Origin of the sequence: Actinobacillus suis ATCC 33415 (assembly GCF_000739435.1) — a bacterium.
Taxonomy (GTDB): domain Bacteria; phylum Pseudomonadota; class Gammaproteobacteria; order Enterobacterales; family Pasteurellaceae; genus Actinobacillus; species Actinobacillus suis.
In genome coordinates, this window is record NZ_CP009159.1 from 2,192,501 (window position 1) to 2,210,995 (window position 18,495).

The 18,495-nt window shown below is 43.1% G+C and carries 13 protein-coding genes, 2 tRNA genes, 3 rRNA genes and 1 pseudogene (1 of these 19 running past the window's edge); 13 read left to right on the forward strand and 6 right to left on the reverse strand.

Annotated features, from left to right (window positions below; genetic code table 11):
- From ASU1_RS10180 to ASU1_RS10210, 7 genes are all read left to right on the forward strand, one after another.
- Nucleotides 1–1,812: ribosomal RNA gene (locus ASU1_RS10180) — 23S ribosomal RNA — on the forward strand (it extends 1,088 nt beyond the left edge of the window).
- Between the two features lie 65 nt (nucleotides 1,813–1,877).
- Nucleotides 1,878–1,993, forward strand: a 5S ribosomal RNA gene (rrf, locus tag ASU1_RS10185).
- A 56-nt stretch (nucleotides 1,994–2,049) separates the two neighbouring features.
- Nucleotides 2,050–2,165: ribosomal RNA gene (rrf, locus tag ASU1_RS10190) — 5S ribosomal RNA — on the forward strand.
- Between the two features lie 12 nt (nucleotides 2,166–2,177).
- A tRNA-Asp gene (locus tag ASU1_RS10195) sits at nucleotides 2,178–2,254 on the forward strand.
- Nucleotides 2,255–2,304: 50 nt separating this feature from the next.
- A tRNA-Trp gene (locus ASU1_RS10200) sits at nucleotides 2,305–2,380 on the forward strand.
- 112 nt (nucleotides 2,381–2,492) lie between these two features.
- On the forward strand, nucleotides 2,493–3,386 hold the full coding sequence (gene xerD, locus ASU1_RS10205) for a site-specific tyrosine recombinase XerD (RefSeq protein WP_015674282.1): 894 nt from the start codon (nucleotides 2,493–2,495) through the stop codon (nucleotides 3,384–3,386).
- 1 nt (nucleotide 3,387) lies between these two features.
- A complete protein-coding gene (locus ASU1_RS10210; protein ID WP_015674283.1) occupies nucleotides 3,388–3,678 on the forward strand; it encodes a DUF5389 family protein in 291 nt (96 codons plus the stop codon).
- Nucleotides 3,679–3,811: 133 nt separating this feature from the next.
- Here the strand turns inward: ASU1_RS10210 and tnpA are convergent, their stop codons facing one another.
- From tnpA to ompA (ASU1_RS10225), 3 genes are all read right to left on the reverse strand, one after another.
- Nucleotides 3,812–4,276 carry an IS200/IS605 family transposase gene (gene tnpA / locus ASU1_RS10215; protein ID WP_014990946.1) on the reverse strand — a complete coding sequence of 155 codons (465 nt, stop codon included), beginning with the start codon at nucleotides 4,274–4,276 and terminating at the stop codon, nucleotides 3,812–3,814.
- Nucleotides 4,277–4,471: 195 nt separating this feature from the next.
- Nucleotides 4,472–5,554, reverse strand: a complete 1,083-nt coding sequence (gene ompA, locus ASU1_RS10220; RefSeq protein ID WP_015674284.1) for a porin OmpA — start codon at nucleotides 5,552–5,554, stop codon at nucleotides 4,472–4,474.
- A 285-nt stretch (nucleotides 5,555–5,839) separates the two neighbouring features.
- Nucleotides 5,840–6,961 (reverse strand): porin OmpA, encoded by a 1,122-nt coding sequence (ompA, locus tag ASU1_RS10225; protein ID WP_015674285.1) that lies wholly within the window; start codon nucleotides 6,959–6,961, stop codon nucleotides 5,840–5,842.
- Nucleotides 6,962–7,379: 418 nt separating this feature from the next.
- On the opposite strand from ompA (ASU1_RS10225), the gene ydiJ reads away from it, so the two are divergent.
- Nucleotides 7,380–10,469, forward strand: a complete 3,090-nt coding sequence (ydiJ, locus tag ASU1_RS10230; protein ID WP_015674286.1) for a D-2-hydroxyglutarate dehydrogenase YdiJ — start codon at nucleotides 7,380–7,382, stop codon at nucleotides 10,467–10,469.
- A gap of 242 nt (nucleotides 10,470–10,711) precedes the next feature.
- Nucleotides 10,712–11,137, forward strand: a complete 426-nt coding sequence (locus ASU1_RS10235) for a hotdog fold thioesterase (protein ID WP_015674287.1) — start codon at nucleotides 10,712–10,714, stop codon at nucleotides 11,135–11,137.
- 83 nt (nucleotides 11,138–11,220) lie between these two features.
- Here ASU1_RS10235 and ASU1_RS10240 read toward each other — a convergent pair whose 3' ends face one another.
- Both ASU1_RS10240 and ASU1_RS10245 read right to left on the reverse strand, forming a co-directional pair.
- Complete coding sequence (locus ASU1_RS10240) at nucleotides 11,221–11,673, reverse strand: DMT family transporter (protein WP_015674288.1); 453 nt, start codon at nucleotides 11,671–11,673, stop codon at nucleotides 11,221–11,223.
- Complete coding sequence (locus ASU1_RS10245; protein ID WP_015674289.1) at nucleotides 11,673–12,113, reverse strand: DMT family transporter; 441 nt, start codon at nucleotides 12,111–12,113, stop codon at nucleotides 11,673–11,675. Before ASU1_RS10245 ends, ASU1_RS10240 begins: the two co-directional genes overlap by 1 nt.
- 100 nt (nucleotides 12,114–12,213) lie before the next feature.
- Between ASU1_RS10245 and ASU1_RS10250 the strand changes: the two genes are divergently transcribed.
- The 4 genes from ASU1_RS10250 to mioC all read left to right on the forward strand — a co-directional run bounded on the left by ASU1_RS10250 (nucleotide 12,214) and on the right by mioC (nucleotide 16,915).
- Complete coding sequence (locus tag ASU1_RS10250; protein ID WP_015674290.1) at nucleotides 12,214–13,089, forward strand: LysR substrate-binding domain-containing protein; 876 nt, start codon at nucleotides 12,214–12,216, stop codon at nucleotides 13,087–13,089.
- A 136-nt stretch (nucleotides 13,090–13,225) separates the two neighbouring features.
- Nucleotides 13,226–14,854, forward strand: a complete 1,629-nt coding sequence (gene yidC, locus ASU1_RS10255; RefSeq protein ID WP_015674291.1) for a membrane protein insertase YidC — start codon at nucleotides 13,226–13,228, stop codon at nucleotides 14,852–14,854.
- A gap of 138 nt (nucleotides 14,855–14,992) precedes the next feature.
- Entirely contained in the window at nucleotides 14,993–16,351 is a 1,359-nt protein-coding gene (gene mnmE / locus ASU1_RS10260) for a tRNA uridine-5-carboxymethylaminomethyl(34) synthesis GTPase MnmE (RefSeq protein WP_039195550.1), read from the forward strand.
- A gap of 120 nt (nucleotides 16,352–16,471) precedes the next feature.
- The gene (gene mioC, locus ASU1_RS10265; RefSeq protein WP_015674293.1) at nucleotides 16,472–16,915 is read left to right on the forward strand and encodes an FMN-binding protein MioC; all 444 of its coding nucleotides are present in this window, start codon (nucleotides 16,472–16,474) and stop codon (nucleotides 16,913–16,915) included.
- 70 nt (nucleotides 16,916–16,985) lie between these two features.
- Here mioC and ASU1_RS10270 read toward each other — a convergent pair.
- Nucleotides 16,986–18,443 (reverse strand): annotated as a pseudogene (locus tag ASU1_RS10270) (FGGY-family carbohydrate kinase).
- Nucleotides 18,444–18,495 lie beyond the last annotated feature (52 nt).

Sequence of the window (18,495 nt, forward strand, 5' to 3'; positions counted from 1 at the left end):
AAAGCGTAATAGCTCACTAGTCGAGTCGGCCTGCGCGGAAGATGTAACGGGGCTAAAACTAGTCACCGAAGCTGCGGCATCAGTCGAAAGACTGTTGGGTAGGGGAGCGTTCTGTAAGCGGATGAAGCTGAATTGAGAAGTTTGGTGGACGTATCAGAAGTGCGAATGCTGACATAAGTAACGACAAAACGAGTGAAAAACTCGTTCGCCGGAAGACCAAGGGTTCCTGTCCAACGTTAATCGGGGCAGGGTGAGTCGGCCCCTAAGGCGAGGCTGAAAAGCGTAGTCGATGGGAAACGGGTTAATATTCCCGTACTTGGTATAACTGCGATGTGGGGACGGAGAAGGTTAGGTTATCAGACTGTTGGATGTCTGTTTAAGCCGGTAGGTGGGAATTTTAGGCAAATCCGGAATTCCGTTAACACCGAGAAGTGATGACGAGTCTCTACGGAGATGAAGTAACCGATACCACGCTTCCAGGAAAAGCCACTAAGCTTCAGGTTATACTAAACCGTACTATAAACCGACACAGGTGGTCAGGTAGAGAATACTCAGGCGCTTGAGAGAACTCGGGTGAAGGAACTAGGCAAAATAGCACCGTAACTTCGGGAGAAGGTGCGCCGGCGTAGATTGTAGAGATTTACTCTCGAAGGTTGAACCGGTCGAAGATACCAGCTGGCTGCAACTGTTTATTAAAAACACAGCACTCTGCAAACACGAAAGTGGACGTATAGGGTGTGATGCCTGCCCGGTGCTGGAAGGTTAATTGATGGTGTTATCGAAAGAGAAGCTCCTGATCGAAGCCCCAGTAAACGGCGGCCGTAACTATAACGGTCCTAAGGTAGCGAAATTCCTTGTCGGGTAAGTTCCGACCTGCACGAATGGCATAATGATGGCCAGGCTGTCTCCACCCGAGACTCAGTGAAATTGAAATCGCCGTGAAGATGCGGTGTACCCGCGGCTAGACGGAAAGACCCCGTGAACCTTTACTATAGCTTGACACTGAACATTGAATTTTGATGTGTAGGATAGGTGGGAGCCTTTGAAGATGACACGCCAGTGTTGTTGGAGGCGTCCTTGAAATACCACCCTTTAACGTTTGATGTTCTAACGAAGATTGCGGAACGCGGTCTCGGACAGTGTCTGGTGGGTAGTTTGACTGGGGCGGTCTCCTCCCAAAGAGTAACGGAGGAGCACGAAGGTTTGCTAATCACGGTCGGACATCGTGAGGTTAGTGCAATGGTATAAGCAAGCTTAACTGCGAGACAGACAAGTCAAGCAGGTGCGAAAGCAGGTCATAGTGATCCGGTGGTTCTGAATGGAAGGGCCATCGCTCAACGGATAAAAGGTACTCCGGGGATAACAGGCTGATACCGCCCAAGAGTTCATATCGACGGCGGTGTTTGGCACCTCGATGTCGGCTCATCACATCCTGGGGCTGAAGTAGGTCCCAAGGGTATGGCTGTTCGCCATTTAAAGTGGTACGCGAGCTGGGTTTAGAACGTCGTGAGACAGTTCGGTCCCTATCTGCCGTGGGCGTTGGAGAATTGAGAGGGGCTGCTCCTAGTACGAGAGGACCGGAGTGGACGCATCACTGGTGTTCCAGTTGTCTCGCCAGAGGCATTGCTGGGTAGCTACATGCGGAAGAGATAAGTGCTGAAAGCATCTAAGCACGAAACTTGCCTCAAGATGAGTTCTCCCCGACTATAAGTCGGTAAGGGTTGTTGGAGACTACGACGTAGATAGGTCTGGTGTGTAAGTGGTGTGAGCCATTGAGCTAACAGATACTAATTGCCCGAGAGGCTTAACTATACAACGCTCAAGTGTTTTTGAGCACTACACTCAGTAGCAGCTTGTTTCGAATTTAAACCGAATTTCCCGACGACAATAGTGCGGTTGTCCCACCTGAATCCATTCCGAACTCAGAAGTGAAAAGCCGTTACGTCGATGGTAGTGTGGGGCTTCCCCATGTGAGAGTAGAGCATCGTCGGGTTTTATTACCTTAGCTTATTTTAACTAAGTGAGTTAAGTTAATAAGTACAGAATTTGATTAACAGCCATAGTGCCGTGGCTCTACCTGACTCCATTCCGAACTCAGAAGTAAAACGCGGTAACGCCGATGGTAGTGTGGGGCTTCCCCATGTGAGAGTAGGGCACTGTTAATCTACTAAATTTGCGGAGCGGTAGTTCAGCTGGTTAGAATACCTGCCTGTCACGCAGGGGGTCGCGGGTTCGAGTCCCGTCCGTTCCGCCACTTATCTAAAAGCGAGTTAGTTACTCGCTTTATCTATATATGATATCAATAGGGGCGTAGTTCAATTGGTAGAGCACCGGTCTCCAAAACCGGGTGTTGGGAGTTCGAGCCTCTCCGCCCCTGCCATATTTAAGAAGCCGATTAGTTTATACTAATCGGCTTTTTGCATATTTATACTTTTTTTTGAAGTTATATTTTCTGTTAAAATAATAAAATATTCCGAAACAAAAGTAGCTTTATGAAGAGTTTAGATCCTATTATTGAACAATTTCTAGATACCTTATGGCAAGAACATGGGTTATCTGAAAATACCTCAGCTTCATATCGTTTAGATTTAGAACGTTTTTCTGAATGGTTACCTACGCCCAAAGCATTTCTTACTTTAGATCATTTTGATTTACAGTCTTTTCTTGGTGAAAGACTAGAGCAGGGCTATAAGGCAACAAGTTCAGCTCGAATGTTAAGTTGTCTACGTAAGTTTTTTCGCTTTTTATATATAGAGAATTATCGACAAGATGATCCTACCCTAACTTTAACTTCTCCACGTAAGCCGACGAATTTACCTAAATCTTTAAGTGAAGAGCAAGTAATGGATTTATTGGATTGTCCTAATCCATTAGATCCTATCGAATTACGGGATAAAGCAATGTTAGAATTACTTTATGCAACAGGATTACGTGTTACCGAGCTCGTTTCTCTTACGACAGATAACTTGAATTTACGGCAAGGTGTTGTGCGTATTGTAGGTAAGGGTGATAAAGAAAGATTAGTTCCAATCGGCGAAGAAGCAAGTTATTGGATTCAAGAATTTTTTCAATATGGGCGTGCAATATTATTGAATAATATACAATCAGATGTTGTATTTCCAAGCCGTAGAGGATTACAAATGACTCGTCAGACATTCTGGCATAGAATCAAACATTATGCTGTTTTAGCTGGTATTGATAGTGAGAAATTGTCTCCACACGTATTGCGCCATGCTTTTGCAACGCATTTAGTCAATCATGGTGCTGATTTAAGAGTGGTACAAATGCTTCTGGGGCATAGTGATCTTTCTACTACTCAAATTTATACTCATATTGCTAAAGCACGTTTAAAATCACTACATCAACGATTTCACCCAAGAGGATAATATGCAAAAATCATCATCTAAATTTAATTGGGCATTGGCATTCTTTTGCTTGCCTTGTGCATTATGGCCACTTGCATTATTGGTTTCACCAAGATTTTCCAGTTTAGCGTTAAGTCCAGCACAGATTAATTGGTTTTCCACAGCATTTTGGATCTATCCGCTTGTTTTATTTGCAATTACATTAATTTTATATAAGTTGCATCAGTCACAGAAAGTATTAGCTAGAGGTCTATTAATGGTTGCCTTTATTGGATTTTATGTATTACTTGGTTATATTCTTCAATCTCTATAGTAAACTTGTTATCTACTAATAACAATCCGCCCGTAAAACGGGCGGTTTTTAGGCTCCCCTATAAGGGCCTAGGACTTCACAAGCCCCTCAAGGGGCATGTGAAAGACTGACAACAGCACAATGACACTATAGCTTACCCCTTAAAGGGGTCTATATATTCTTTCTTCGATAAACTATCCGAAACCATATCCTCCTTCTCTTGATTCCTGATATATTCTTCAACAACTTTTGTATTTAAACCTACCGTACTGACATAGTATCCTTTCGCCCAAAAGTTTCTGTTCCCATACTTATATTTCAAATTCGCATGCCTTTCAAATATCATCAGTGAAGATTTTCCTTTCAGATAGCCCATAAAACTTGATACGGCTAATTTGGGCGGTATTTTTACTAGCATATGAATATGATCTTTCATCGCGTGAGCTTCGAGGATTTCTACATTTTTGTAGTTACATAATTGCCTTAATATGCCGCCTATATCTATACGTAACTTTCCATAAATTGTCTTTCTCCTGTATTTCGGGATAAAAACAATATGATACTTACAGTTCCACTTTGTGTGTGATAGACTTGAATCGTCATTGGATTTACTTGCCATGACTTCTCCTCCTATATGTTGAATTTTGGTTGCCAGCCTGATTCATTATAGGAGGATTTTTTATTCTGCTCGCCGCTTAAGCTCTTTGATTCCATACGCATAGCGTATGGTTTTTATAGCTAGACGTTGTCTAGCTATAAATAAAAAAGCCACCTTCTCTGAAGGTGGCTTTTGCTATTTAGTCTAAAATAACTATTACATAGTTACTTCTTTAGAACCTTGAACTTGAACTTCAACACGACGGTCTGGTGCTAAACAAGCGATTAACGCTTTACGACCTTTAACTGCATCACATGTTGCGCCAGTTACTGGATTTGCTTCACCGTAACCTACCGCTGTTACGTTAGCTGCTGGAGCGCCTTTAGAAACGATGTAGTTAGCTACAGTTTCTGCACGGCGTTGTGAAAGTTTTAAGTTTGAAGCTTCTTTACCGATACGGTCTGTATAGCCATTAACTTGGATCGCAGCATTTGCTAGACCAGCGTTATTGATTTCAGCTTGCATTGCATCTAAAGCTTGAGCTGCAGCTGGTTTTAAGTTTGATTTGCCGAATGCGAATAATACATCAGAGCTGAATGCAAAGTTTTTAGTTTCGATTGCTGGAGCTGCAACAGGCGCTGCACCTTGACCGAAACGATATGATAAGCCTGCCGATACAGAGCTGATATCTGGGCGATAATCAGTTGCACCCATACGGTTTAATGTTGAGTAGCTTGCTTTACCAGCGTTATTTAACCATTGGTATTCTACGCGAGCTGCTAATTCCGGAAGAATTGCATATTCAACACCAGCACCTAAAATTAAAGAGCTTTGGAAACGACGAGTTTTTACTTTCTCTTGTGCTGCGTTAAATGTTTTATATGTATTATTTACTAATGCGATACCCGCTTTACCGTAAATATCTAAATTAGGCAATACTTCGTAGCTTGGTTTTAATGCGATTGTTGCACCGTGAGCTGCGTGACGGAAAGTTTTCTTGTCCGCTTTGCCGTTAGGTTTTTCTGTACCGCGTACACGACCAAAATAGTCATAGCCAACTTCTGCGGCTAAACCTAATTTATCTTGGTTTAAGATTTGATAACCACCGAATACACCGTAAGTTACAGAGTTTCTGTTGATACCATATTTACCACCTTTAGCTGCATCTAATTGTTCGATGCCATCGTGGAATGATGCCCAGCCTGCTTTTGCACCTGCATAGAAAGTATTTGCTTGTGGTGCTGCTTGAGCTACTGCTGCAGCTGATAATACTGCTAAAGCAACTAATGATTTTTTCATATTGATGTCCTCTAAATTTTATCGTCATCCATTAAATACCCCCGTCATGGGGACAATGAATACCAGTTTTGGATACTTTCTTGCGCGCTATGTAAGAAAGAAAACTGCTATTACTATTCTATTTTATCAAATTATGAGCTAAAAATACAATAAAACCGCTATATCCTGTAGATAAGCAAAGGTTTGTGATAAATATTTGTGATTTGTTGATACGATTAGATAATAAAAAACGCCCACATTATTGCGGGCGTTTTTTTATTCTTTAGTTACAAAGAACGCGCTAAATTACATAGTTACGTTTTTAGAACCTTGAACTTGAACTTCAACACGACGGTCAGGTGCTAAGCAAGCGATTAATGCTTTACGACCTTTAACAGCGTCACATGTAGCGCCAGTTACAGGGTTTGCTTCACCGTAACCTACAGCAGTTACGTTAGCAGGGTTTTGACCTTTAGAAACTAAGTAGTTAGCTACAGTTTCTGCACGGCGTTGTGAAAGTTTTAAGTTTGAAGCTTCTTTACCGATACGGTCTGTATAACCGTTAACTTGGATAGCTGGAGTCGCTAAACCTAAGTTAGCGATTTCAGTGTTAGCTGCATCTAAAGCTGTTGCTGCTGCTGGTTTTAAGCTTGATTTACCGAAATCAAATAAAACGTCTGAGCTGAATGCGAAGTTTTTAGTTACAACTTCTGGCTCAACAACTGGTGCTACAGCGCCTTGACCGAAACGGTATGATAAACCTGCTGTTACAGAGTGGATATCAGGAGCATATTGGAAGTCCACATCTTGTGTGCCTGAACGAACTAATGCTTTATTGAAGTTACCCGCTTTGTTTAAGTATTGGTATTCGATACGTGCTGCTAATTCAGGAAGAATTGCGTATTCAACACCTGCACCTAAGATTGTAGATGCTTTTAATTTGTGGAATTTCTCTGTTGGTTCGTTAGTGTTTTCTGCACCGTAGAATTTGTAGTCGTTACGAACAACTGCAACACCTACTTTACCGTAAACGTCTAAGTTAGGTAATACTTCGTAGCTTGGTTTTAACGCAAAGTTTAAACCGTGAGCAGAATGTTTGAATTCACGGAAATCACCAACGTTACCACGAACACGACCGTAGTAATCGTAACCTAATTCAGCTGCTAAACCAAAGTTATTTTGGTTTAAGATTTGGTAACCACCGAATACACCGTAAGTTACTGAGTTACGGTTGATACCGTAAGCTGTTGTATCTGAGTTATAACGAGCATCGTTTGAATATTTGTCATTAAATTGACGAACGCCTTCGTGGAATGACGCCCAACCTACTTTAGCACCTGCGTATGCAGTGTTTTGCTGTGGAGCTGCTTGAGCTACTGAAGCTAATGCTAAGCCAGATACTGCTAATGCAATTACTGTTTTTTTCATTTTGATGATCCTCTAGATTGTCATCGATTAAAAAAATAAATAACTTCAATACCACTTGGTACTAAAGCTTAACTTATATGCTTCCGCCTCATTAGAGAAGAAAGATAGTTAATTTTCTAGGATACTGAGCAAAAGTACAACAAAAATTTGTGATTTTGCTAAAAAAAGTTGCAATATCCCTATACAACATATTCTTGTTCTCTAATCAAATGAGCAAGAATATATTTATTATCGGAGTTCAAATTCACAAAATCAATAACCCACCCCTCCTAAAAGTGTAAGAAAGTGTATAGAACTGTTGATTTAATAAGCTATGTGTAATAATTTCAATCATTCAAGTTGTTTTCTTCACTTTCATTTTCAATATTCACAAATCTTGTTAATATCGTTTTACCTCGAATTTATACCTATAATTAATATGCTTCCACAATTGTCGACAACGCCAGAACTGAATAAAACAGTTATACAGTTTTTAGCAGAACTCAAACAGCAACATTTTAGTGGCGATATCGCTTCTCATTATGCGGATCGCCTTTCTTTAGCCACCGATAACAGCGTTTACCAACAGTTACCGCAGGCGATTTTATTTCCTAAATCGGTTTCGGATGTGGTTATTCTCACTAAGCTGGCACAACGCCCTCACTTCCAATATCTGACATTTACCCCTCGGGGCGGTGGCACGGGTACGAACGGGCAATCGTTGAATAACAATATTATTGTCGATCTCTCTCGCCATCTAAATCAAATCCTCGAATTAAATGTAGAAGAACGTTGGGTGCGAGTGCAAGCCGGTGTGGTTAAAGATCAGCTTAACCAATTTCTAAAACCGCATGGTTTGTTTTTCTCACCGGAGCTCTCCACCAGTAACCGCGCGACCTTAGGCGGTATGATTAACACCGATGCTTCCGGGCAAGGCTCACTGCAATACGGCAAAACCTCCGATCATGTTTTAGCGATTAAATCGGTATTGATGAACGGCGAAGTGTTGGAAACACAAGCGGTTAAATCTTGCGATTTTTTTGCAGAAATCGGCCGCTTGGGCTTAACTGCTACCGGTAAACAGCTCCACCGTGAAATTTTTAGCCGTTGTCGTGAGTTACGTCCGACCGTTCTTGCCGAGTTGCCGCAACTCAATCGCTTTTTAACCGGTTACGATTTAAAAAATGTATTCAACGCAGACGAGAGCGAATTCAATCTGACTCGCATTTTAACCGGCTCGGAAGGGTCACTTGCTTTTATTTGTGAGGCGAAGCTCAATTTACTGCCGCTGCCGAAATTCCGCACCTTAATAAACATTAAATATAATTCATTTGATGCGGCATTGCGTTCTGCGCCGTTTATGCTGAAAGCCAATGCGCTGTCGGTTGAAACAGTCGATTCTAAAGTGCTGAACTTGGCTAAACAGGACATTATTTGGCATTCGGTGTCCGATTTATTAACCGAAGATCCGAATAACCCGATTCTCGGTATTAATATTGTGGAATATGCTGGCAGCGATCAGACACTAATAGAACAACAAGTCGCAGACCTCATTAAAGCGTTAGATAAAAAACTGGCAGATTCAACCAGCGGTATTATTGGCTATCAAATTTGCAACGATATTGCCTCCATCGAAAAAATTTATGCAATGCGTAAAAAAGCGGTCGGTCTATTGGGAAATGCCAAAGGTTGGGCGAAGCCGATTGCGTTTGTGGAAGACACCTGTGTGCCGCCGGAGCATCTTGCCGATTACATCGCTGAGTTCCGCCAATTATTAGATGATCACGGTTTGGAATACGGTATGTTCGGTCATGTGGATGCCGGTGTGCTACACGTGCGCCCAGCATTAGATTTAACCGACCGTACACAAGTGCAAAAATTTAAAGTGATTTCCGATCAAGTGGTTGAACTTACCGCAAAATATGGCGGTTTGATTTGGGGAGAACACGGCAAAGGTATGCGTTCGGTGTATGGCGAGAAATTCTTTGGCGAAACATTATGGCGAGAATTACGTTATATCAAACAGTTGTTTGACCCGCAAAACCGCTTGAATCCGGGCAAAATTTGTACACCGCTTAACAGCAATGCGGCGCTTTACCCGATCGACTCATCAATGCGTGCCGATTTTGATCGCCAAATTCCAATTCAAGTGCGTGAAGAATTTAAAGGCGCAATGAACTGTAACGGCAACGGGCTATGCTTTAACTTTGATGTACATAGTACGATGTGTCCGTCAATGAAAGTATCGGGTAACCGCCTTTATTCGCCGAAAGGGCGTGCGACTTTGATTCGAGAATGGCTCAGATTGCTTGCCGAACAAAACGTATCACCGGACGATTTGATCTTCAAACCGCGTAAACAAGCGGTCAAATTAACCGATTTTGTTGCAAAAATTCGCAACACGCTGAATAAACAGAAAGAATACGATTTTTCGCACGAAGTGAAAGCGGCAATGGATACTTGCCTTGCATGTAAAGCCTGTGCCAGCCAATGTCCGATCAAAATTGACGTGCCGACGTTTAGATCGCAATTTAATGAGCTGTACCATAGCCGTTATTTGCGTCCGGCAAAAGATTATCTGGTTTCCAATCTTGAATTTGTTGCGCCGATGATGGCGAAAGCCCCGAAGTTTTTTAACTTTTTCAGTCGTTCAAAATTAGCGGAAACTGTGGCGAACAAAACGATCGGCATGACTTATTTACCTGCGCTTTCCGTGCCGAACTTGCAGCAACAGTTGGTCGAGATTGGTTATCAGGGGGTGACCTTAGAGGCTTTGGAAACACAAGCAAGCGGTCAAAAATCAGCGGAATTTTGCAAAACCGTGCTGGTAGTGCAAGACCCGTTCACTTCGTTCTATGATGCGAAAGTAGTGGCGGATTTTGTTCGATTGCTGCAAAAACTTGGTTTCCGCCCAGTGGTGCTACCGTTTAAACCGAGCGGTAAGGCGCAACATATTAAGGGTTTTTTAAACAAGTTTGCTAAAACTGCACGCAATCAGGCGGAATTTCTCAATCGTGTCGCCCAACTCGGCTTACCGATGGTGGCAGTTGATCCTGCTCTGACCTTAGTTTACCGTGACGAATATCGTGATATCTTAAAAGCCGCGCGTGGCGATTTCAAAGTGCAACTGGCTCACGAATGGCTACGAGATGTGATTCAAGCCGGTGAGTTGGAGCATTGCAAAAAATCACCGAATTCTGACCGCTTGAGCTGGCATTTATTCGCACACTGTACCGAAGCGACCGAATTGCCAAATGCACCGAAAGAGTGGCAAGCGATTTTTGCCCATTTCGGTGAACAGTTGGTAAATGAAAATGTCGGTTGTTGCGGTATGGCGGGCACGTTCGGACACGAAACCAAACACCTTGAAATGTCGACAGCGATTTATCAGCAATCATGGCAAATTAAATTGAAAAATAAACCGCTTGAGCGTTGCCTCGCTACCGGCTATTCCTGCCGTTCGCAAGTAAAACGTTTTGAGCATTATTCGGTTAAACACCCGATTCAGGCGTTGCTTGAGGTGGTGTAGATTTTAAATCCTCCGTATATCCCTCACCCCTTGTGGGAGAGGGATAGATTTTTCTTCGTTCAGAAGAAAAATCAGGGAGAGGAGGAATCGTGGAAAAACTAGGCGTATTTTCCCCTCTCTCTGCAAAAAATTACCTAACGTAATTTTTCGCTGTCTCTCTCCCGCAAGGGGAGAGAGTGATATTTAACAAACTTTTTCTTCTATAAAGAGCACTTGGAAAGATTTTTCATAAAGGAAACATAATGACTATTTGGAAGCAAACTGCAACTTGTGAACAATTAAACGCACTTAGCCAAAAATCGGCGGTAGCGCATTTAGGTATCGAATTTACCGCAATCGGTGAAGATTGGATTGAAGCACAACTTATGGTGGACGAGCGTACTCAACAGCCGTTCGGTGTATTGCATGGCGGCGTGTCGGCTGCTTTAGCGGAAACCACCGCCAATGCCGGTGCGTTAATGGTGTGTGAAGCGCATCAAATTGCGGTCGGAATGGAACTGAATATCAGCCATTTAAAATCAGTACCAGCAGGTACAAAGGCAATTGCCCGTGCGAATCCGCTTAAATTAGGACGTGAAGTGCAGGTGTGGAATATCGAGATTAAAGACGAACAAGGTAATCTATGTGCGGTGGCTCGTCTTTCGACTAAAACCTTAGATAAACGTTAGTTTCTTATCAACGACAAGCGGTCAAATTCTCCGAAAATTTTGCAAAAAATCCGGAAAATTTGACTGCTTGTTCATTTAGGCATTTATTCAGCCGTTTGGCGGTTGCTTTGGTAGATAAAATAGAGTGCAATACCTAAACAAATTACCGCTAATAAGCGAGGGATTGAAAACGCAATCGCTTCATTATGAAACCAACCGAAGGTATCAATCAGTAAGCTCATTGCTAATTGCCCGAAAATCACGGCGACTGTTGCTACCGCCGTGCCGATTTTTCCCACTGCAAGTACCATAATCACGATATAAGGTACGCCAAGCAATGCGCCCATGAGCTGCCATTTTGGCACGTCAAATAGGGTTAATTCGTGCTTTGGCTCGAAGAAAAATACCAATAAACCGGTGACTAATGCCCCGACCGAGAAAGTCAAAAACGCACTTTTAAATACACCTACCTGTGCGCCTAATTTGCCGTTTACGCTCGCTTGAATGGCTAATGCAACACCACCGAGTAAGGCTAAACATAACATGATGAAAATCATTACATCTCTCCCCAAATAATAAAGCCCAACGCCAATACGATAAAACCGAGCGCAATTAAACGGTGTTTATTGATCTTATGATGTTGTGATCCGAACAGCGCAAAATGGTCATTTAATAAACTTTGAAAAATTTGTCCGACCAAGACACCAATCATCGTCATTGCCACACCGATGACTGGTGTCGCGAGAGTTAAGATCACCACATAAACTGGTCCTAGGATACCGCCGGTCAGTTGCCAACCGGGTAGTGAAAAATAAGATGGCGTATTGCGTGGTGAGAAAAATAGCATCAGTAAAAAGGTTAAACAGGCTCCGACACCGAAAATACTCAAAGTTGCCCAAAGTTTGCCGACTTGTTGCCCTAACGGCCCAAGTAAACCGGCTTCCACCGACAACCCGGCACCGGCAAGAATGGTCGCTAAAATTAAAATGATTTGCATAATGTTCTCAGTTGATAAAAAAAGAGAGCATTATATTTGTACAAATTACCTTATCAATAGGTAAAATATGGCAATACTATCCATAAAATGGAATAATCAAATGAATCATATTCAAGCAATGCAGGCTTTTGTACGAGTGGTTGAAAGCCTTTCTTTCCATAAATCCGCCGAACAACTTGGGATTCCTCGTTCTACATTAAGTAAATGGATCAGCGATTTAGAACAGCATTATGCAGTGAAATTGCTACATCGCTCCACCAGAACCGTGATGCCGACCGCCGAAGGGCAGGCGTATTATTTGCAAGCGGTCAGATTATTGGCGGAATTTGATGAATTGGAACAACAGATGCACGATAAACATCGTGTTGTAAAAGGACACTTACGGGTGGATATGCCGATGCTGTTTGCCGAGCAACTTTTTATTCCCAAATTACCTGATTTTTATCAGCGTTATCCGCAAATTAAGCTGACATTAGGCATTAGCGATCGGGCGGTGAATATTGCTCAAGACGGGGTGGATTGTGTGATTCGGATTGGTGAAGTTCATGATCAAACATTAATTGGACGAAAATTTGCTAATTTTGACTTTGTCACTTGCGCTTCGCCGGCCTATCTAACCGAATACGGCATACCGCAAACACCGAGTGAATTGGAAAATCATCGCTTAATCGGGTATTTTTCCGATATAAACGGCACGCGGCCGTTATGTTTTCCACAAATGGAAATAAATCAATTTCACTATTCGGCAAATGGGGCGAACGGGATTGTCGCGATGTTAAAAGCCGGTTTAGGTATCGGGCAACCGTTGCGTGCTTTGGTACAAACTTGGCTGGATACTGGAGAACTGGTAGAAATTTTAGCTGATTATCCACGCCCGAGTTTGCCGGCTTATTTGCTGACGCACGAACGCAAACAAAGCGCAAGATTACGTGCGTTTAGCGATTGGGTATGGGAACAGTTTGCTCACTCATCATAAGCGGTCGACTTTGATCAACTTTTTGCAAAATTCTTGCTAAATCCGACCGCTATTCGCAAAAGGCGGTTGGATCTAGTGCCAACCTATTATAAAATGCCTTTCTTTTTATCTGTCCTTAACCCAAGAGAAACTCAACATGAATTCAAATCGTAGTTTACTGGTACTGGGGCTGTTATTGGTGTCTTTCCTTGTGTTCACTCAGTGGCAACAAGATTTTAACCCTGAAATTCAGGCGCAAAAACAAGCACAACAACAAGCTCAAGTTGCATCACAATCAGGCGATGTGCCTGCTGCATCTAACGCAAATACCGTTATTGCGGAGAATGCAACCCAAGGTAAAACCATCACTATCCAAAGTGATGTATTACGTTTAACCATCGACACTTTAGGTGGCGATGTGATTGCTTCGGATTTATTAGCGCATAATGCGGAATTAAATTCTGAAACACCATTTAAATTATTACAAACCGGTGCAACAACTTATGTTGCTCAGAGTGGTTTAGTGGGTAAAAACGGTATTGATACCAATACAGGTCGTCCGCAATACCAAGTTGCGCAAGACGCATTTGTATTAGCTGAAGGTCAAAATGAAATCAGTGTACCAATGACATTTGAAAAAGACGGTGTGCTTTACACCAAAACTTTCGTGTTAAAACGTGGTAGCTATGATGTTGCAGTGAACTTCAATGTGAAAAACCAATCTGCGCAAGCAATCGAAGTTCAGCCTTACGGTCAGTTAAAACATACTTTAGTAGAAAGTTCTGGCAGTTTAACTATGCCAACTTATACCGGCGGTGCGTATTCTTCATCGGAAACCAACTATAAAAAATATAGTTTTGATGAAATGGCAAAAGCGAATTTAAACATTGATACGAAAGCCGGTTGGGTTGCAGTATTACAACACTACTTCGTTTCTGCTTGGGTACCGAATCAAGATGCACAAAACTCACTTTACTCTCGTACGAACAACGGTATTGCGACTATTGGCTACCGTGGTCCGGTAACAGAAGTGGCGCCAAACAGCGAAGCGACGATTACCAGCCAATTATGGACCGGTCCGAAAGACCAAAAAGAGATGGAAGCGACTGCGGCAAACCTTGATTTAACCGTAGATTACGGTTGGGCGTGGTTTATCGCAAAACCGTTATTTGCGTTACTCACTTTCATTCAAAGCATCGTGACTAACTGGGGCTTAGCGATTATCGGTGTAACGCTTGTGGTTAAAACGATTCTTTATCCGTTAACCAAAGCGCAATACACTTCTATGGCGAAAATGCGTATGTTACAGCCGAAAATCCAAGAAATGCGTGAGCGTTTCGGTGATGATCGTCAACGTATGAGCCAAGAAATGATGAAGCTCTATAAAGATGAGAAAGTAAACCCGATGGGCGGCTGTTTACCGATTCTTATCCAAATGCCAATTTTCATCGCATTATATTGGACGTTTATGGAAGCGGTAGAACTTCGTCACGCACCGTTCTTCGGTTGGATTCAAGACTTATCGGCACAAGACCCGTACTACATTCTTCCATTATTAATGGGTGGTTCGATGTTCTTGTTACAAAAAATGTCGCCGACACCAGTGGCAGATCCGGTACAACAAAAAGTGATGACTTTTATGCCGGTTTTATTCACGGTATTCTTCCTCTGGTTCCCATCAGGCTTAGTGCTTTACTGGTTAACTTCAAACTTAATCACGATTGCACAACAATGGTTGATTTACCGTAACCTTGAGAAAAAAGGCTTACACTCTCGTAAAAAATAAACGAGCGTTTTAACTAAAAAAGCACTGTTCGCCAACGGTGCTTTTTTGTTTTTATGGTATGATAAAGCAACGACAAGCGGTCCGATTTGCAAATTTTTTTGCAAAAACGACCGCTTCTTTAATAGAAAAGGATACCAAATGAAAGATACGATTGTCGCCCAGGCAACCCCGATTGGTCGTGGGGGTGTGGGCATTTTACGCATCTCGGGGCCATTGGCTCAAGAGGTGGCAAAAGAAGTGCTGGGCAAAGAGCTAAAACCCCGCCTTGCCAACTATTTGCCGTTTAAAGATCAAGACGGCACGGTGTTAGACCAAGGCATTGCATTGTTCTTTAAAGCGCCGAATTCGTTTACCGGCGAAGACGTGTTAGAGCTGCAAGGGCATGGCGGTCAAGTGATCTTAGATATTTTACTGAAACGTATTTTAGCGGTTAAAGGCGTGCGTATTGCCCGTGCCGGTGAGTTTTCCGAGCAAGCGTTTTTAAACGATAAACTCGACCTTGCACAAGCGGAAGCGATTGCCGATTTAATTGATGCGACCAGCGAACAGGCAGCACGTTCGGCATTAAAATCGCTACAAGGTGAATTTTCCAATAAAATTAATCAGTTAGTTGATTCGGTTATTTATCTACGTACTTATGTGGAAGCGGCGATTGATTTCCCCGATGAAGAAATCGACTTTTTAGCGGACGGCAAAATCGAAGGGCATTTAAACGATATTATTCGCCAACTGAACGGCGTACGCAAAGAAGCGAAACAAGGTGCGATTTTGCGTGAAGGGATGAAAGTGGTGATTGCCGGTCGCCCGAATGCCGGTAAATCGAGCCTGTTAAACGCTTTAGCGGGCAGAGAAGCGGCGATTGTAACAAATATCGCCGGTACTACCCGTGACGTATTGCGTGAGCATATTCACATTGACGGTATGCCGCTGCATATTATTGATACCGCCGGTTTACGTGAAGCGAGCGATGAGGTGGAGAAAATCGGGATCCAACGTGCGTGGGACGAGATCGAACAGGCGGATCACGTATTATTGATGATCGACAGCACCGAACAAACGGCGGAAGCATTTAAGACCGAATGGGCGGACTTTTTAGCCAAATTACCGCAAAACATTCCGGTTACCGTGATTCGTAACAAAGTGGATTTATCCGGCGAGGCTGAAGGCTTACAAGAGTTGGACGGTTTTACTTTGATTCGTTTATCGGCACAAACCAAAGTGGGCGTGGACTTACTGCGTGAGCACCTTAAAAAATCAATGGGTTATCAAAGCTCGACCGAGGGCGGCTTCTTAGCTCGCCGCCGTCACTTACAGGCGTTGGAAACCGCCGCAGAGCATTTAGAACGCGGTCATATCCAATTAACCCAATTTTTCGCCGGCGAATTACTCGCAGAAGAATTGCGTATGGTACAAAATGCGTTAAGCGAAATTACCGGTCAATTTACCTCGGATGATCTGCTAGGCAATATCTTCAGTTCATTCTGTATCGGTAAATAATCATGAAACAAGCGGTCGATTTTCGCCAAAATTTTGCAAAAAATTTCAAGAAAATGACCGCTTGCTCTCCATTCAATATTGGTTACAATGGCTTAATTTTCATTCTTACTCGAGAACATTATGACTAAATCAATTTGCATTATTACAGGTAGTACATTAGGCGGTGCGGAATACGTTGCCGATCACCTCGAAAGCTGTTTAAAAGCGCAAGATTTTGAAGTGGAATTATTCAACCAAGCAACCTTGGCGGATATTCAGCAGCAAGCGCATTTAATTGTGGTGACTTCAACCCATGGCGCAGGCGAATTGCCGGATAACATCAAACCGTTATTTGACGAACTGACGGCAAGCGATTTAGATCTCAGCGGTATGAAATTCGGTGTGGTCGGTTTAGGCAGTACCGATTACGACACATTCTGCCATTCGGTGGATATCGTTGAAAACAGCTTGACCGCCAAAGGTGCGAAGCTGGTATGTGAATCGGTTCGCATTGATGTGGCAAACAATTTTGACCACGACGGCACCGCAGAAGAATGGCTGCCAAGTTTTGTTGAGCAGTTATAACGAACAATTTGAAATGACAAGCGGTCGAAATTTGTAAAAAATTTGCAGATTCCGACCGCTTTTTTTACGCTTAAAGCATCGCTTTTAACGCTTCGGTGAGTTGTTGATAACGCTGATATTTTTGTTGGTAAGCGGCAAAATTTGCCGGATTCGGTTGTACTTTTAACATTTCTATTTTCAATACTTGTACTTGTGAAATCTCTGCGCCGGTACCTTGCATTGCCATTAATGCCGCGCCTAAACAGCCGGTTTCTTCCACTTGCGGAATTTCCAATTGCATACCGGTTAAATCGGCAAGCATTTGTAGCCAAATCGGAGATTTGGTCGGTCCGCCGGTCACACGTAATACGTTTGCATTCGGGAAACGTTGCTTCATACGGTTGAGGTGGTGCATAAGGCTAAACAGCACGCCTTCATAAATCGCCTGTAATAAATGCGCTTGGCTATGATGCGCTTGCAAGCCGTAGAAGCCCGCTTGCATAACTAAGCCGGCATTCGAGCCGTATAAAAACGGCACAAATAACACGGAACTGGCTGCCGGCGGTAAACTCGCTACTTGTTGATTAATTTCCGCATAATCCAATTTCCATTGTTTCACAAACCATTCCAAATTTCCGGCGGAAGTCGGGCTGGCTTCATGAATGATAAATTTGCCTTCATCCGTATAACGACCATAGACAAACGGTAAGGTTTGAGTCAAGTCGATATTATCAGTGATACCGCTGACAACCGACCACGTGCCTAATACCGCACTCAGTTTGCTTTCGTCATCTAAGTCAGCACAACGTGCAGTTGAAACCACATCAAATAAACCACCGACCACCGGCGTTCCCGCCGCTAAGCCGGTTAGTTCGGCTGCCGCTTCGGTAACATAGCCGGCAATTTGATTCGGCTTAATCACAGGCGGTAGCTTTTCTAAAATATTTTGCAAACCGAGTAAATCGGCAAGCGTCTGGTCGTATTCGCCGGTTGCCATATTGTAGAGATTGCTTTCGGAAATATTGGTTTCTTCGGCAAATAATTCGCCGGTTAGACAGAATCGTAAATAGTCGTGCGATATCAGCACCGAGCCGATTTGCGCATAGCGTTCCGGCTCGTTGTCTTGTACCCAACGCAAAATCGAAACAGGGTGTCCGGTCCATAACGTCTGGCGGGTAATCGGATAAAGTTGTTCCGGAATACCGTCCGCCTGCCACTGTTTCACAATTGAAAGCGAACGTTGATCGGAAGATAAAATCGCTCTGCCAAGCGGTTGGTTTTGCTGATCAAGTAAAAATGCGCCTTTACCCTGTGCCGAAATGCCGACCCCTTTGATAGCGTTCGGATTTACCCCGCTTTTTGCAATGGTTTGACGTACTACCTCGGCACACACCTGCCAGAGTTGTTGCATATCACGCTCAGCATAGCCTGCGGTTTCGCTGATTACCGATACATTTTCTCAATGTAACGCCTTAATATTGCCTTGATTATCAAAAAGTGCGGCTTTAATAAAAGTGCCACCGCAGTCAATGCCAAGAGTATAGTTCATTTTATTTCCCATAATTATGAGGACGAAGTTCGTCCGTTTTTGTAAAAAATTT

Coding starts and splice junctions, on each gene's coding strand:
- ompA (WP_015674285.1), bottom strand. CDS start 6,961: ATGAAAAAAACAGTAATTGCATTAGCAGTATCTGGCTTAGCATTAGCT.
- mnmE (WP_039195550.1), top strand. CDS start 14,993: ATGAAAGATACGATTGTCGCCCAGGCAACCCCGATTGGTCGTGGGGGT.
- mioC (WP_015674293.1), top strand. CDS start 16,472: ATGACTAAATCAATTTGCATTATTACAGGTAGTACATTAGGCGGTGCG.
- ASU1_RS10250 (WP_015674290.1), top strand. CDS start 12,214: ATGAATCATATTCAAGCAATGCAGGCTTTTGTACGAGTGGTTGAAAGC.
- ASU1_RS10245 (WP_015674289.1), bottom strand. CDS start 12,113: ATGCAAATCATTTTAATTTTAGCGACCATTCTTGCCGGTGCCGGGTTG.
- xerD (WP_015674282.1), top strand. CDS start 2,493: ATGAAGAGTTTAGATCCTATTATTGAACAATTTCTAGATACCTTATGG.
- ASU1_RS10240 (WP_015674288.1), bottom strand. CDS start 11,673: ATGATTTTCATCATGTTATGTTTAGCCTTACTCGGTGGTGTTGCATTA.
- ydiJ (WP_015674286.1), top strand. CDS start 7,380: ATGCTTCCACAATTGTCGACAACGCCAGAACTGAATAAAACAGTTATA.
- ASU1_RS10235 (WP_015674287.1), top strand. CDS start 10,712: ATGACTATTTGGAAGCAAACTGCAACTTGTGAACAATTAAACGCACTT.
- tnpA (WP_014990946.1), bottom strand. CDS start 4,276: ATGGCAAGTAAATCCAATGACGATTCAAGTCTATCACACACAAAGTGG.
- ompA (WP_015674284.1), bottom strand. CDS start 5,554: ATGAAAAAATCATTAGTTGCTTTAGCAGTATTATCAGCTGCAGCAGTA.
- ASU1_RS10210 (WP_015674283.1), top strand. CDS start 3,388: ATGCAAAAATCATCATCTAAATTTAATTGGGCATTGGCATTCTTTTGC.
- yidC (WP_015674291.1), top strand. CDS start 13,226: ATGAATTCAAATCGTAGTTTACTGGTACTGGGGCTGTTATTGGTGTCT.